13 protein-coding genes and 1 tRNA gene are annotated in these 13,401 nt (G+C 56.9%); 6 read left to right on the forward strand and 8 right to left on the reverse strand.

The genetic code is table 11. From position 1 onward, the window contains the following. Positions 1-22 precede the first annotated feature (22 nt). The gene (locus tag ACR3EQ_RS02750) at positions 23-670 is read left to right on the forward strand and encodes a GntR family transcriptional regulator (protein WP_170616423.1); all 648 of its coding nucleotides are present in this window, start codon (positions 23-25) and stop codon (positions 668-670) included. Positions 671-672: 2 nt separating this feature from the next. Here ACR3EQ_RS02750 and ACR3EQ_RS02755 read toward each other — a convergent pair whose 3' ends face one another. Together ACR3EQ_RS02755 and carA are read right to left on the reverse strand one after the other, a co-directional pair. Beyond that, positions 673-2,553: a glycosyltransferase gene (locus ACR3EQ_RS02755; RefSeq protein ID WP_480489676.1), complete on the reverse strand. Its 1,881-nt coding sequence runs from the start codon at positions 2,551-2,553 to the stop codon at positions 673-675. A gap of 80 nt (positions 2,554-2,633) precedes the next feature. After that, on the reverse strand, positions 2,634-3,800 hold the full coding sequence (carA, locus tag ACR3EQ_RS02760) for a glutamine-hydrolyzing carbamoyl-phosphate synthase small subunit (RefSeq protein WP_480489677.1): 1,167 nt from the start codon (positions 3,798-3,800) through the stop codon (positions 2,634-2,636). 183 nt (positions 3,801-3,983) lie between these two features. Between carA and ACR3EQ_RS02765 the strand changes: the two genes are divergently transcribed. Continuing rightward, positions 3,984-4,463 (forward strand): GatB/YqeY domain-containing protein, encoded by a 480-nt coding sequence (locus ACR3EQ_RS02765; RefSeq protein WP_170616417.1) that lies wholly within the window; start codon positions 3,984-3,986, stop codon positions 4,461-4,463. 16 nt (positions 4,464-4,479) lie between these two features. Here the strand turns inward: ACR3EQ_RS02765 and ACR3EQ_RS02770 are convergent, their stop codons facing one another. From ACR3EQ_RS02770 to ctaD, 3 genes are all read right to left on the reverse strand, one after another. Further along, positions 4,480-4,983 (reverse strand): DUF2244 domain-containing protein, encoded by a 504-nt coding sequence (locus ACR3EQ_RS02770; RefSeq protein ID WP_480491733.1) that lies wholly within the window; start codon positions 4,981-4,983, stop codon positions 4,480-4,482. A 45-nt stretch (positions 4,984-5,028) separates the two neighbouring features. Then, the gene (locus tag ACR3EQ_RS02775; RefSeq protein ID WP_170676584.1) at positions 5,029-5,628 is read right to left on the reverse strand and encodes a 2-hydroxychromene-2-carboxylate isomerase; all 600 of its coding nucleotides are present in this window, start codon (positions 5,626-5,628) and stop codon (positions 5,029-5,031) included. A 144-nt stretch (positions 5,629-5,772) separates the two neighbouring features. After that, positions 5,773-7,431 (reverse strand): cytochrome c oxidase subunit I, encoded by a 1,659-nt coding sequence (gene ctaD / locus ACR3EQ_RS02780; RefSeq protein WP_170616413.1) that lies wholly within the window; start codon positions 7,429-7,431, stop codon positions 5,773-5,775. A 288-nt stretch (positions 7,432-7,719) separates the two neighbouring features. Between ctaD and ACR3EQ_RS02785 the strand changes: the two genes are divergently transcribed. Continuing rightward, positions 7,720-8,139, forward strand: a complete 420-nt coding sequence (locus ACR3EQ_RS02785) for an HIT family protein (protein WP_170616411.1) — start codon at positions 7,720-7,722, stop codon at positions 8,137-8,139. 2 nt (positions 8,140-8,141) lie between these two features. Here ACR3EQ_RS02785 and ACR3EQ_RS02790 read toward each other — a convergent pair whose 3' ends face one another. Further along, positions 8,142-8,555, reverse strand: coding sequence for a MerR family transcriptional regulator (locus tag ACR3EQ_RS02790; RefSeq protein WP_480489678.1), 414 nt, complete (start codon positions 8,553-8,555; stop codon positions 8,142-8,144). An 80-nt stretch (positions 8,556-8,635) separates the two neighbouring features. Here ACR3EQ_RS02790 and ACR3EQ_RS02795 point away from each other — a divergent pair, with 80 nt between their 5' ends. Next, positions 8,636-9,568: a cation diffusion facilitator family transporter gene (locus ACR3EQ_RS02795; protein WP_480489679.1), complete on the forward strand. Its 933-nt coding sequence runs from the start codon at positions 8,636-8,638 to the stop codon at positions 9,566-9,568. 308 nt (positions 9,569-9,876) lie between these two features. Here ACR3EQ_RS02795 and lipB read toward each other — a convergent pair whose 3' ends face one another. Both lipB and ACR3EQ_RS02805 read right to left on the reverse strand, forming a co-directional pair. Further along, positions 9,877-10,533, reverse strand: coding sequence for a lipoyl(octanoyl) transferase LipB (gene lipB, locus ACR3EQ_RS02800; protein ID WP_170616405.1), 657 nt, complete (start codon positions 10,531-10,533; stop codon positions 9,877-9,879). Positions 10,534-10,572: 39 nt separating this feature from the next. Beyond that, entirely contained in the window at positions 10,573-11,232 is a 660-nt protein-coding gene (locus tag ACR3EQ_RS02805; RefSeq protein WP_170616403.1) for a DsbA family oxidoreductase, read from the reverse strand. Positions 11,233-11,372: 140 nt separating this feature from the next. Between ACR3EQ_RS02805 and ACR3EQ_RS02810 the strand changes: the two genes are divergently transcribed. Together ACR3EQ_RS02810 and ACR3EQ_RS02815 are read left to right on the forward strand one after the other, a co-directional pair. Further along, positions 11,373-11,459: transfer RNA gene (locus tag ACR3EQ_RS02810), tRNA-Leu, on the forward strand. Between the two features lie 107 nt (positions 11,460-11,566). Beyond that, a complete protein-coding gene (locus ACR3EQ_RS02815) occupies positions 11,567-13,144 on the forward strand; it encodes a site-specific integrase (protein ID WP_480489680.1) in 1,578 nt (525 codons plus the stop codon). Positions 13,145-13,401 lie beyond the last annotated feature (257 nt).

The following is a 13,401-nucleotide window of genomic DNA, read 5'->3' on the forward strand; positions in this document are numbered from 1 at the left end:
GAAGGAGGAGACGAAAGACAAAATGAGCCAGACCCGCCAACCCAACAAAGATGCCTACAGCCTGATTCTCGAAGCCATTGATGTTGGCGTGTACAAGCCCGGCGATCGGCTTGTCGAAAGCGAACTGGCGGAACGTTTTGGCGTATCGCGCACCCCGATTCGCGAAGCGTTGCAGCGACTGGAAACACAATCCCTGCTGGAAAGGGACGGGCGATCACTTATCGTGGCATCGTTGGATCACAACCAGATGGCTGAATTGTACGTCGTGCGCCGCGAACTCGAGGCGTTGGCAGCCCGTCTAGCCGCCAAACACGCAACGGAAGAGGAAATTAAAGTTCTTCAGGACATGGTTCTGGCAGATGACGAACTGGTCGATGATCCGACGGCCCTGTCGCGTGCCAACCGTCGGTTTCACGAACAGATTCATTTGGCGTCGCACAACCGATATCTGGTTCAGCAACTGGATCTGGTGCATCGCACGATGGCCCTAATGGCCACGACATCGCTTGCCGTGCAGGGCCGGGGTGAAATCGCCCAGAATGAACACAAGGGAATTGTCGAAGCGATCGCGGCACGTGATGAAGATGCTGCAAGTCAGGCGTTGCGGGAACACATCTCGATCGCGTTCATGACCCGCCTCAAACAGGATGCGGTCCGGCGCGAGTCCTGAACTCAGGAGGGCAGCTGTTCCTCGGCCGCTTGTCCGTGTTGGGTCTTGTCCCAAAAAAATGGGTTCCAGATCAGCTCCCATAGCGCTTTGTAGGCCGCCAGAACGCCCAACGGGTAATACAGGATCATCGTCGGCACCCAAGGCAGCAGGAAACGCCTTTCCCTTGCTGCGACGGCGACAAGCCCGACCATGACGTTGGTCAGTTCGGCTGCAAGAAACAGGCTGAAAAGGGCTGTGACACCTTCTTGCGTCAGCCCCTGCGGCAGCGGTACGGATATACCCATCGCCAACAGCCAGAACACCCAAAGGACAGGGGCAAGAAGGAATTGCCCCAAAGTTCCCAGAAAAAACGCCTGAACGCCCAAAAAGCGAAGCAATCCCAGATCCCGCAACAAACCAACCGGTGTGCGCATGTGGACCAGATAGGTCACCATGAAACCCTTCAGCCAGCGCGAGCGTTGTTTGACCCAGGGCCAGGTCCGAAAGTTCGCCTCTTCAAAGGTTGTTGTGTCCACCATCTCGGTCCGATACCCGGCGCGGTACAACCGGACACCCAGATCGGCGTCTTCGGTGACATTGTGCGCGTCCCAGGCGCCCAACTCCTCCAGTTTGTCCCGGCGAAAAAAGAAGGTGGTGCCGCCCAGCGGGACCACAAGGCCCAATCGGGCAATACCGGGCAGGATTACCCTGAACCAGCTGTTGTATTCGATTGTAAAGCAGCGTGATCTCCAACTGGTGCGCGGGTTGTAGTAATCCAGCACGCCCAGCAGACATACGACATCGGGCGGCGCATGTTGAAAGTGATCCACCACGCGTTCGATCTGATCCGGTTGCGGCGCATCCTCGGCATCCCAAACCCCGATCAAATCGCCGCGGCAGAAATCTAGGGCGTAGTTCATCGCGCGGGGTTTGGTGGTCAAGCCGTTCAATTCCGGGACTTCCACGGTGCGCATCCAACTGGGCACATCAACGTGTGACAGTGTTTCGCGGGTAACGGCGTCGTCTTCTTCGAGCACCAGAATAACGTCCAACAGTGCTTTGGGGTATGTCAGCCGCCGCAGTCGTTGGATCAGCGCGTCGGCAATCTCGGTTTCTTTGTATAAAGGCACCATGATCGACACATAGGGCTGACGAGTGCGTGACACCCTGGGTCCTTCCTGTTCCGATGTCCGAGCTGTCTTTGACGTCAAGAAGGCCAGCAACCCGGACAATCTCAGGACCCAGAACAGGAACAACGTGCAGACCGCCGCAAACACCAGAACGGACCAACCGATCGTTGGGATTGCGATCATTGTCGCCAACAGGGCGATTGCGCCTGCGACTGGTCCGGTGCGTGCCCGGGCTGTCCAGGTGCGGCAACTGTGCAGCGGGTCCACACGGGTTTCGGCCGCCCGGGCCAGATCTCGTGAGAATAGTCGGGATATCGCCGTGCCAATCTGATCTGGTGCCGCCAGAACGGGAATCACTGTATATCGGCTTGCCTCAAATTCTGCTGCAATGGCATCGAAATGGTCTGGCCGGGCAGTGGCAACCAGAAGGATCGGACCCAGTCTGACCCACGGTATGACATGGTTCTTAAGCCAGAAGGACGCAGGTTTCAGATCGACCAGATCAGGGGATGGCGGCGTTTCTTCCAGATCCGCGATTTGCAGGCCTGTTTGTTTGGACAAGGCCAGCAAGACATCCTGCCGGCTGACGCAGCCCTCGCTCACCAATATCTCGCCCAAGGGGGCCTGCTGTCGTGATTGGAGCAGCAATGCGTGATCCAGTTGCGCGCGGGTGATCAGGCAGCGTTCCATCAAATAGAGGCCGAGAGGTTTGCGCAGCCCCAGTGCCGGTACCGGTTCTGCCGGGGCAAGTTGCTGTAAGTTCAGTTCGACCATTAATAAACCCTGACGCGATTACGCACGTCAGGGTTGCTTCAACATAGTTAATGGCCGGTTAATCCGGCAAAGGCAGGCGGCTAAGCCTTTTCTTTTCGCGCGGTCATTGCATCCGCAAAGCGTTCGAACAGGTAGAAACTGTCCTGCGGCCCCGGCGATGCTTCGGGGTGATGCTGCACTGAATAGACCGGGCGGTCCGTCATGCGAATACCGCAGTTCGATCCGTCAAACAGCGACCGGTGGGTTTCAATGACGCCATCTGGCAGGGATTGAGCGTCAACGGCGAAACCGTGGTTCATCGAGGTGATTTCGACCTTGCCGGTTTCCATGTCCTTGACCGGGTGGTTTGCGCCATGATGACCGTGGTTCATCTTGACGGTTTGGCCGCCAAGCGCCAGCGCCAGCATCTGATGGCCCAGACAAATGCCAAAGATGGGCAGGTCCGTGGTCTCGAGTACCTCTTTGATCATGGGAACAGCATATTCGCCGGTGGCGGCGGGATCGCCCGGACCGTTGGACAAGAATACGCCGTCCGGATCGTGTGCAAGAACCTCGGCAGCGGTTGCCGTCGCGGGCAGAACGGTCACGTCACATCCGGCCGAAGCCAGACAGCGCAGGATGTTTCGCTTGGCGCCATAGTCCAGCGCCACGACTTTGTGCAAAGGGGCCGTCTGCCGGGTGTAGCCGTCAGGCCAGGCCCAACGCATTTCGTCCCAGCGATAGCTTTGCGCGCAGGTCACGTCCTTGGCCAGGTCCATGCCCTCCAGACCGGCAAATCCACGGGCTGCGGCGACCAGAGCCTCGATATCGAAATTACCGTCCGGATCGTGGGCCAGCGCCACATGAGGCGCACCTTGCTGCCGAATGGCACGGGTCAGTCGCCGGGTGTCAATGCCGCCAATCGCAATTCGCCCGCGTTGCGTCAGCCAGGTTTTCAGTTCGTCCGCGGCACGCCAGTTCGAAGGCTCGGTCGGGTCCCATTTGACCACCATTCCCGCCGCAACCGGATCGCCGGTCTCGTCATCCTCGGGGTTCACACCTACATTCCCAATATGAGGGAATGTGAAGGTCACGATCTGTCCCGCGTATGAGGGGTCGGTCATGATTTCCTGATAACCGGTCATGGCGGTGTTAAAACACAGCTCGGCTTCGGTCTGGCCGGTGGCGCCAAAGCCTGTGCCGTAGAACAGTGTTCCGTCGGCCAATGCCAGACATGCGGTGGGCTTGGACGGGGCGTTCTGGGCCATGGCGCGACTCTCCTGCAGGGTAAATCGGCGCATTCCTAAGGGGGTTGGGCCGCTGGGTCAAGCCTGTTCAATTTTTGGGCAATCATTTAATATCAATGGCTTAGATATATTCGCCCCCGGTTGTGTCGCGCTTTTTGTTTCGATATGGTCGGGGTTCCTTCATCTTGGGGATGGATTGAGCAGATGGATATGCGATCAAGGGTGAATGCAGCCCTGAAGCAAGCAATGAAAGACAAGGAGGCCGAGCGTCTATCGACGCTGCGGCTGATCAACGCGGCGATCAAGGACCGCGACATCGCAACTCGGGGATCGGACAACGAAGAAGCAAAAGGTTGCGGTGATGCCGAGGTACTTGAAATCCTTGGTAAAATGACCAAGCAGCGCAAGGAAAGCGCACGCGCCTATGAAGAGGGCGGGCGCTTGGATCTGGCAGAACGCGAGCTGCGCGAAGTTGATGTGATCGAGGAATTTCTTCCAAAGCAGCTGGATGATGACGAGGTGAACCAGGCCATTCTGACCGCAATCACCGCGACAGGCGCCGGTTCGATCCGTGATATGGGCAAGGTGATGGGCGAACTCAAAACCCGCTATACCGGCCAGATGGATTTCGGCAAGGTCGGACCGATGGTCAAGGATCAGCTTTGCGCGGCCAGCAACAGCTGACCTGTCACTTCGACGTTTACTGCGCCAATTGCTGCGCGACAGGTTCGCGCAGTTTTTGTATCAGCTCGTCATAAAGCGCGATGCGCTCTTCCTCGGACAGAAATGAGCCGATTTCCACCTGGCGGCCGTCGCCGGTCAGGGTGACGTAATGTGGAACAGGCCCGCCGCGTTGGTGCATTTCAGGCCGGGCCCAATATCGGTTGCACTTCCATTCCTGACGACCGGTTCGGGGGTGGTGGTGCACCAGCCGGGCCTGGCTGCCGCTCAGCGTCAGAACCTCAAAGACGCTGCGGGCGCGGTAGTTTGTCTGAATGGCCAGCCACAGGCCCAGAACGCTGAGTAGCATGAAAGGAAGCAGCCCCCACAGCAGCACCGACCCCAACACCGCCAGCATCGGGATAAGCCCGAAGGCAAACACCAACAGGATGAACCGCATCGCCCATCGGGGCGGCAGCGAATTATGCGGCCAAAGGCGCAATTCCTGCTCTGTGTCTGATGTCTGCGTCCATTGATAAGGCATGGTGAAAAAATAGCGCATCGACACCCGGAGTCGATGGCCAAAAGATCAGATCACGTGACCGACACGCGCCCACGACAATGCATCATCCAGCCGGTCATCGCCCCAGAACACCTCACCGCGCACGACAAGGCTCGGCGCGCCAAATACGCCTAGCTGGGTGGCGTTCTTGGTCTCGGATTCCAGCGCCTCCGAGATTTCCGGGCTGCGCGCACGGGACAGTGCAAGGCGCGGATCCTGCTGACATCTGAACAGGGCCTCGGACAGGGCAGTTTCGCTGCCTGCTTCGACGCCATCTTCAAACCAGATGCGATAGAGGTTCTGGGTAAAGTCCTTGCCCCAGCCCTCGCGCATACCCAGAAGGGCGACCTGATTGGCAAGGGCAAGATCGGAAATCGGATAAGGGGCGGGCAGCTTGGCATGAAGCCGGTACTTTGCCGCGCGCCGTCCGATATCCCGCCACATGTAAGCTGACTTTGTGGGTTTGCCGGCAAAAGGAATGTTTTGTTGTTCGGACATGATGGTTCGCACGTTGAACGGTTTCCAATGCACTGTCGCATCATGTTCTGCACACCATTCATCCAGACGCATCACCGTCAGAAAACTGTATGTGCTACCTATTGAGAACCAGAAATCAATCTCGGGCATTGCGTACCTCCGGATTGCCGGATGACCAACCGCAAACAGAATAGCCGATTTTTGGCCTTCTGGCGATATTCCCGAAATGTCCGAAGGTTTCAAAAGAAAAGCCCCGCCGAAATTGGCGGGGCTTCTAAGTCGTGCTTTCAGGGATTAGTGGGCGTGGCCCTTGTCCCAGACTTCCTGCTTGGGCAGCTGCTCGAACGTGTGCTCGGGCGGCGGCGTCGGCAGGGTCCATTCCAGCGTATCCGCGTATTCGTTCCACGGGTTCGGACGTGTCTCTTTCGCGCCACGTAGCAGGGCGTAGATGACAATGCCGAAGAACAGCAGGAACGAGGCGAACGAGATGAACGCGCCAATCGACGATACGAAGTTCCACTGCGCAAATGCCTCGGGGTAGTCGATGTAGCGGCGCGGCATGCCTTGACGGCCCAGGAAGTGCTGCGGGAAGAAGGTCAGGTTGGCGCCAATGAAGAACATCCAGAAGTGAACCTTACCCCAGAACTCGGAGTACTGACGGCCCGTCATCTTGCTGAAGTAGAAGTAGACACCGGCAAAGATCGCGAACACGGCACCCAGCGACATCACATAGTGGAAGTGCGCCACAACGTAGTAGGTGTCGTGATAGGCACGGTCCACACCCGCCTGTGACAGTACAACGCCGGTCACACCGCCGACGGTGAACAGGAACAGAAAGCCGAAGGCGAACAGCATCGGTGTCTTGAACTCGATGGAACCGCCCCACATCGTCGCAATCCACGAGAAGACCTTAACGCCTGTCGGAACCGCGATGACCATCGTGGCAAGCATGAAGTAGGCCTGCTGACGCAGCGACATGCCAACGGTGTACATGTGGTGCGCCCAAACGACGAAACCCAGAACACCAATCGCGATGATCGCCCAAACCATCGGCAGGTAGCCGAAGATCGGTTTGCGCGAGAAGGTCGCAATGACATGACTGATGATGCCAAAACCAGGCAGGATCACGATGTACACTTCCGGGTGTCCAAAGAACCACAGGATGTGCTGATACAGGATCGGGTCACCGCCACCGGCCGGATCAAAGAAGGTGAAGCCAAAGTTGCGGTCCATCAACAACATGGTGATCGCGCCTGCCAGAACCGGCAGCGACAGCAGAATCAGCCATGCAGTGACGAATATCGACCAGCTGAACAGCGGCACCTTGAACAGGGTCATGCCCGGGGCGCGCATGTTCAGGAAGGTGGTGATCATGTTGATCGCGCCGAGGATCGAGGAGGCGCCCGATACGTGCACGGCGAAGATCGCAAGGTCCATGGACATGCCGCCCTCGGTCGTCGACAGCGGCGGATACAGAACCCAGCCCACGCCCGAACCGGCCTGATCGTTGCCGCCCGGAGCCAGAAGCGAAGCCACACCGAGCGAGGTACCCGCGACGTACAGCCAGAAGGACAGGTTGTTCATCCGCGGGAAGGCCATGTCCGGTGCACCGATCTGCAACGGCATGAAATAGTTGCCAAATCCGCCAAACAGGGCGGGGATGACCACGAAGAACATCATCAGAACACCGTGATAGGTGATCATCACGTTCCATAGGTGTCCGTTGGGTGTGCACGGGTCGGCCATGAAGCCTTCCAGGCACATGTACTGAACACCGGGGTGCATCAGTTCAAGCCGCATGTAGACGGTCATCAGAACCGAGATCAGACCGGCCAGGGCCGAAACGATCAGGTAGAGAATCCCGATGTCCTTGTGGTTGGTCGACATGAACCAGCGGGTAAAGAAACCGCGATTGTCTTCATGCTCGTGACCATGAATGGCTGCGTCTGCCATTTAGGTGCCTCCTGTTACAACACTACCGCACAGTCGGACCTCTCCAACGCGCGGGATTCCTGCTGGTTTTAGATTGCGAGGGGACGACCTTCAATGGTCGAGTTTGATCTGGATCAAGATTAATTGTCGCGGGCAGGAGGCTTCCACGACATTTTTGACCCGGTGGTGCCTGCTATTTGGCTATTGCAGTACGGTTTTCAAGAGGTGCGCCCGGTTCCCGTTTCCGTGCTTGACCCCTGGCAAGTTGGATCGCAGAACGGGTAGCAGTACCAAATCGGGAGAAATGCCATGACGGGCTACGACAATGACAACATCTTCGCCAAGATCCTGCGTGGTGAAATCCCAGCGACCCGTGTTTACGAAGACGATGACACGCTTGCCTTCATGGATATTATGCCACGCTCGGACGGTCATCTTCTGGTCATACCCAAAACACCGTGCCGAAACGTTCTGGATGCCTCACCCGAGCAACTGGCTGCTGCAATGGCGACCGTGCAGAAAATGGCGAGGGCGGTAAAGGCGGCCTTTGACGCGGACGGCGTCACTATTCAGCAGTTCAACGAAGCCGCAGGCGGACAGGAGGTTTTCCACCTGCATTTCCATGTCCTGCCTCGGCACGAGGGCGTTTCGATGCGCCCGCCGGGAAATATGGGTGATTTCGACCTCATCGCCCAACATGCCGAGAAAATTCGCGCATCTCTGACCTGACTCTAATGCGCCCCATCGCAGGTGTCATGATCCCCGAATGCATGCAGAACGGCACAGACATGATCATGATGCCCGTCACATGCTTTGGTGATGCGGGCCAGTTCTTTTTCCAGCCGGGCCAGACGTGCGATCCGGTCGCGGATGTCAGCCAGTTGACGCTCGGCGATGTCATGCGCGCGGTTCAGGTCATCCCCTTGCGCGCCTTCCAGGGTCAGTAGAGCTTCGACTTCGGCAAGGGGCAGCCCAAGATCGCGCGTGTGGCGGATGAACTGCAAGCGCCGCAGCGCAGCCGCATCATACCGCCGCTGGTTCCTGGCTGTGCGCGCAGGTTTGGGCAACAGCCCTTTTTCTTCGTAAAATCGGATGGTGGGAACCTTGACCCCAGTATGGCGGGACAAATCACCGATTGAGTACATTTTATTGGCCTGCCACTTGAACCTCTAGTTACTAGAGGAATTACATTGCTTTAAGAACCGAAACAACAGGCGCTCTTTACATGGCACATCAGCACTCGCACTCTGGTCACAGCCACCATCATCACATCGACCCAAAGGCCGGAGATGCCCGTGTCGCCTGGGCAATCGCCGTCAATTTGTTCCTTACACTGGCGCAGATTGTCGGCGGCATTCTGTCCGGCTCGCTCGCGCTGATCGCCGATGCGCTGCACAACCTGTCGGATGCCGCAGCGCTGTTCATCGCCTTTTTCGCCCGCAAGATCGCACGGCGACCCGCCGACCCGCGCATGAGTTTCGGGTATGGCCGGGCCGAGGTCGTGGCAGCGCTGATCAACTACACAACGTTGATCGTGCTGTCCGTCTACTTGATGTACGAAGGTGTCACGCGGTTCATCCAGCCGGAACCGGTCAATGGCTGGATTGTCGTCTGGATTGCCGGGATTGCTTTGGTCGTCGACCTCATCACTGCGGCACTGACCTACTCAATGGCCAAGGAGAGTATGAATATCCGGGCGGCCTTCCTGCACAACGTGGCAGACGCGCTGGGGTCTGTTGCCGTGATTATCGCCGGAACATCGGTCATTGTGTTTGATTGGACATGGGTCGATCCCGCAGTCACGATCATGATCTCGGTCTACATCCTTTGGCATGTCAAAGGTGAGATCGGTGAAACGATCCGGGTTCTCATGCTGGGGGCGCCCCCCGATCTGGAGCCGGAACAGGTTGCCACGGCCATCGAAGAAGTCGAAGGCGTAACCGCCGTACACCACGTGCATATCTGGAGCATGCAGGAGCGCGAACCGGCGCTGACCGCACATGTCATTGTAGACGAGGCGTCCTGGTCCGACGCCGGGGCCGTCAGATCAAGGATCAGGCAGAGCCTGAAAAACCGATTTGGGATTACGCACGCAACGCTGGAGTTGGAGCGAACTGACCAATGCTGTCCCGCATCTTCCCGCTTTGGACATCAGTGAAACATGCGTTTAATGAGAATTGCCGTTCCGATTTGGGGTCGGAACGGCAGACTCGTAACCAAACACATATTCGGATTCTCCGGGCAAGCCCGTGATCACCGGTTAACATACCACTCACTTTAGAACGGTGAACTCATACTACTCGTTAACGTCTTCTTTGTATCGGCCAGAATTAAACTTTGCATAAATATCACCGGAAATGTGGGTAATAATAGTTAATGAACCCACTGACCGGGAAACAGATGCCAGAGGAGTCGGTGATTGTTACTGCATGTTGGGCAATAGGCGCCTTGCCACCGGCCGATCGGTCAGGAATCACCCGCGGAAAAAGCGTCGTCAAAGGTTCTCTGGAGGGCAGAATCCACATCCGCCAGTGTCACCGGCAGCCCCAGATCGACAAGGGATGTCACCCCATATTCGGTGATGCCGCACGGTACGATGCCCGTAAAATGATCAAGATCAGGTTCGACATTGATCGAAATTCCATGAAAACTGACCCATTTCCGCAGGCGTAGCCCAATGGCCGCAATTTTGTCTTCGGCAGGCTGGCCCGTAACGATAAGCGGCTTGTCATCCCGCCGCACCCAGACGCCGACACGACCGTCGCGGATCTCTCCGCGGACGTTGAACTCGGCAAGTGCTGAAATCACCCAGTTTTCCAGCTGTTTCACAAACCTGCGCACATCCCGGCCACGCTTGTTGAGATCCAGCATGACATAGGCCACACGCTGGCCTGGTCCGTGATAGGTGTATTCGCCGCCGCGTTTGCTTTGGTAAACAGGAAACCGTTCCGGATCGGTCAGATCCTCAATACGCGCGGATGTCCCCGCCGTGTAAAGCGGGGGATGTTCCAGCAACCAGATACACTCCTGCGCGTCGCCCGAGGCGATCGCGGCCACGCGCGCCTCCATGAAGGCCACGGCGTCTTCGTATTCGGTCAGCCCTTCGGTGATCTTCCATTCCATACCGGCCTCTTATCCTGCACTGGGGTCAGGGAAAAGGGGTCAGGCGGCTTCGGACAGGCATCGCTGCAATACCTGAGCATACGTGTCCTGACCCTGAGCGCCGGTCAGCATGTACTTGCCCCCAAACACCATAGCCGGAACACCTGAAATACCCCGGCTTGTCCAGAATTGCTGCTTTTCTCGCACGGCAGCCGCGTGGGTGCCGCCAGCCAGTGCGTCCCGTGCCGCGTCAGGGTTCAAACCTGCCGCTCGCACTACCTGCATCAATACATCAATGTCCGAGACATCCTGCTGTTGCGTGAAATAGGCATCAAACAAAGCCAGTTTCAGCGGATGCTGACGCCCCTCATGTTCTGCCCAATCCAGCAATTGGTGTGCGGCAAATGTATTCACGATCCGGCTGTCATCGTTGAAGTTGAAGGTAAACCCAAGCTCAGCCCCCAGCGCTGTCAGCCGTTCGCGTACCTGCTGGCTTTGTTCACGTGTCGAGCCGTATTTTTCGACAATATGCTCTCTCAGGTTCTGACCTTCCGGCGGCATGGCGGGGTTCAGCTCAAACGGATGCCACCGAAGACGGGCAAGCACACCTGTTTGTTGCAAAGCAAGATCAAGCTGACGAAATCCCACAATACACCATGGGCATACCACATCCGAAATGATGTCGATCTGAACAACGGGACGGGGATCGGATGTTGTCATCGAGAGCTCCTGCGCGGGAATCCTGTAGTCGGTTTGGTTGATTAGATAAGCAGAGGGCAGGGGATTTCAAACAGGTGTCTTTTGCCTCTTCACAACGTCTTCATCAGCGTCTATACGCCCTCTACCAAGTCACTGGCAGTGCGGTCGTGGCGGAATTGGTAGACGCGCAGCGTTGAGGTCGCTGTGGGGTAACTCCCGTGGAAGTTCGAGTCTTCTCGACCGCACCAGTAATTCACCCATAAAAATAAAGAACTTCGTGAAAATAGGGTCTTAGCCTTGCAAAGCGTCACATTGGTCGTCACATTAGATAATGTGACGATTGAGGGATTGGTGGATGAAAAAGGTTGCTGACACTATTCAGTTGCGTGGGCGGTATCATGTGAAAATCGCGATACCCGAGTCGATTAGGGCGCATTGGGCTGGAAAAGATGTTTACCAAAAATCCACCAGATCGACGGACCCGGTTGCTGCCGCAAAGGAGGCGCGGCGCATTCGTGCAATCATGGATGCGCAGCTTGAACAGGCTAAGGCCGAAGAGGGTTGGCGGGCATTGGCCCGACACTTGCCGCCAGATCAAAGAGCGCTGCTGGACAAGGCCGGTGGATTGTCCGGGCTTTTGGATGAGTTCGAGCGAAGCAAGAAAGCACTGGCTTTCTTAGAGGCCGGTAAGCCCGCTGACGCGGGCGCATTCGACGTTGAGGTCGGGCCAAGAGGCGCGCCCACTAAGGTGCTGATTGACGAGTTGGCTGACCCAGAAGAGCTACAGTTACAGCAAGCAGAAAACCACGCCGCGTCAGCGGCGATACGCGCCCAGACAAATGCGCGGGGTAGGGTGTTGCGCCAGATTGGTCAAGACGTTGATCTTGTCGGCGACGTGTTCAGCTTGCGCGATCTGGTCGAAGATTGGGCACCGTCCGTTGATGCACATACCGCAGAAAACGGGCGTACATACGTCAGGCGGTTCACTGAACTGCATGGCGAGATTGGATTGCAGGACATTACCGGCGCTCACCTGCGGGAGTTTACCGACGCACTCAAAGGTCTTCCCAAGGTCCAGAGCGGCAAGCGTCGCGAAATGACAATTCAGCAGCTAGTTGCAGATGCCAAGAAGACCGGGGCGGACACCATCGGTTATGCCACTCAGAAGAAATACTTCGACATGCTCAAGGGTCTCATGTCTCACGCTGTTGGGCGTCGCTTCGTCGAAGCCGACCCTTGGGTGGGCATGAAGCTGGTTAAGCCCAAGGTGAAGCACAGCGCCGAAAAGGCCCGCCGCGCCTTCACGGGTGAGGAAGTTGGCAAGATATTGGAATTCGTCAAAGGATCGAATGCGGACCAATATGGTAGCACGACCGTGGACCGCTGGGCACCATGGATTGCTGCCTGCCACGGGTTGAGGATTCAAGAGGCCTGCCAGCTTCGGACAAAAGACTTCGAGGAAATCGGTGGCGTTTGGTCAATGAAGATCACCGATGAAGGCGAAGACCAAAAAACCAAAAATGCGGCATCTGTTCGTTGGGTGCCTGTCCATCCCGCATTGATCGCAGCCGGATTGCGTGGCGTGGTCGAAGCCCGACCGGCTGACGCTTTCGCATTCAACCAATTTGGGCGATACGCTAAGAAGCTGGAAGAAATGACGCCGGACACTCGTGGGCGCGTCAGCGCCGACTACGGCAAGCGGTTCTCATACCTGTTGCGTTCCAAGCTAGGCATCAAGGACCCCAAGGCGGTCTTTCACAGCTTCCGTCATCGCTTTCAGGACGCCTGCGACAACGCCAATATATCTGATGCGCATCGTCGTTACCTGACAGGCCGCGCCAACAGAGATGCTGTTGAGGGTGGCTATGGTGATGGTGCTGGCATGCGGTATCTGTTTGACAGCTTGAAACAGGTTGACCCGCTCGATCATTAATCAGTCAGTTTTTTGTGTTCTGGATGCCTGCTGTTTGCACCGGCTGTGCAGAAAACGGAAACTCAGCTAATATGATCAAGGGTCAGGGTATTTTCGGTGGCTCAGGTAATTGGTTGGCTCATTTAGTGTTGATTAGGCACGCACGTATTTTGTTCTTGAGAGGAGATAATTCAGTGACAGATCAAATTGAATCCGAGAGTGCGACTTTTGACGGTTCAACCATTAGAATTCAAAGGGACACTCGCGGTCGAGCTGCC

It is taken from the genome of Ruegeria sp. AN11 (assembly GCF_056536005.1).

Bases quoted from the DNA above. Each gene is read 5' to 3' on its own strand.
- ACR3EQ_RS02795 (WP_480489679.1), top strand. From the start codon at position 8,636: ATGGCACATCAGCACTCGCACTCTGGTCACAGCCACCATCATCACATC.
- ACR3EQ_RS02770 (WP_480491733.1), bottom strand. From the start codon at position 4,983: ATGCCTTATCAATGGACGCAGACATCAGACACAGAGCAGGAATTGCGC.
- ACR3EQ_RS02775 (WP_170676584.1), bottom strand. From the start codon at position 5,628: ATGCCCGAGATTGATTTCTGGTTCTCAATAGGTAGCACATACAGTTTT.
- ACR3EQ_RS02790 (WP_480489678.1), bottom strand. From the start codon at position 8,555: ATGTACTCAATCGGTGATTTGTCCCGCCATACTGGGGTCAAGGTTCCC.
- ACR3EQ_RS02765 (WP_170616417.1), top strand. From the start codon at position 3,984: ATGGATATGCGATCAAGGGTGAATGCAGCCCTGAAGCAAGCAATGAAA.
- ACR3EQ_RS02755 (WP_480489676.1), bottom strand. From the start codon at position 2,553: ATGGTCGAACTGAACTTACAGCAACTTGCCCCGGCAGAACCGGTACCG.
- ACR3EQ_RS02805 (WP_170616403.1), bottom strand. From the start codon at position 11,232: ATGACAACATCCGATCCCCGTCCCGTTGTTCAGATCGACATCATTTCG.
- ACR3EQ_RS02815 (WP_480489680.1), top strand. From the start codon at position 11,567: ATGAAAAAGGTTGCTGACACTATTCAGTTGCGTGGGCGGTATCATGTG.
- ctaD (WP_170616413.1), bottom strand. From the start codon at position 7,431: ATGGCAGACGCAGCCATTCATGGTCACGAGCATGAAGACAATCGCGGT.
- lipB (WP_170616405.1), bottom strand. From the start codon at position 10,533: ATGGAATGGAAGATCACCGAAGGGCTGACCGAATACGAAGACGCCGTG.
- ACR3EQ_RS02785 (WP_170616411.1), top strand. From the start codon at position 7,720: ATGACGGGCTACGACAATGACAACATCTTCGCCAAGATCCTGCGTGGT.
- carA (WP_480489677.1), bottom strand. From the start codon at position 3,800: ATGGCCCAGAACGCCCCGTCCAAGCCCACCGCATGTCTGGCATTGGCC.
- ACR3EQ_RS02750 (WP_170616423.1), top strand. From the start codon at position 23: ATGAGCCAGACCCGCCAACCCAACAAAGATGCCTACAGCCTGATTCTC.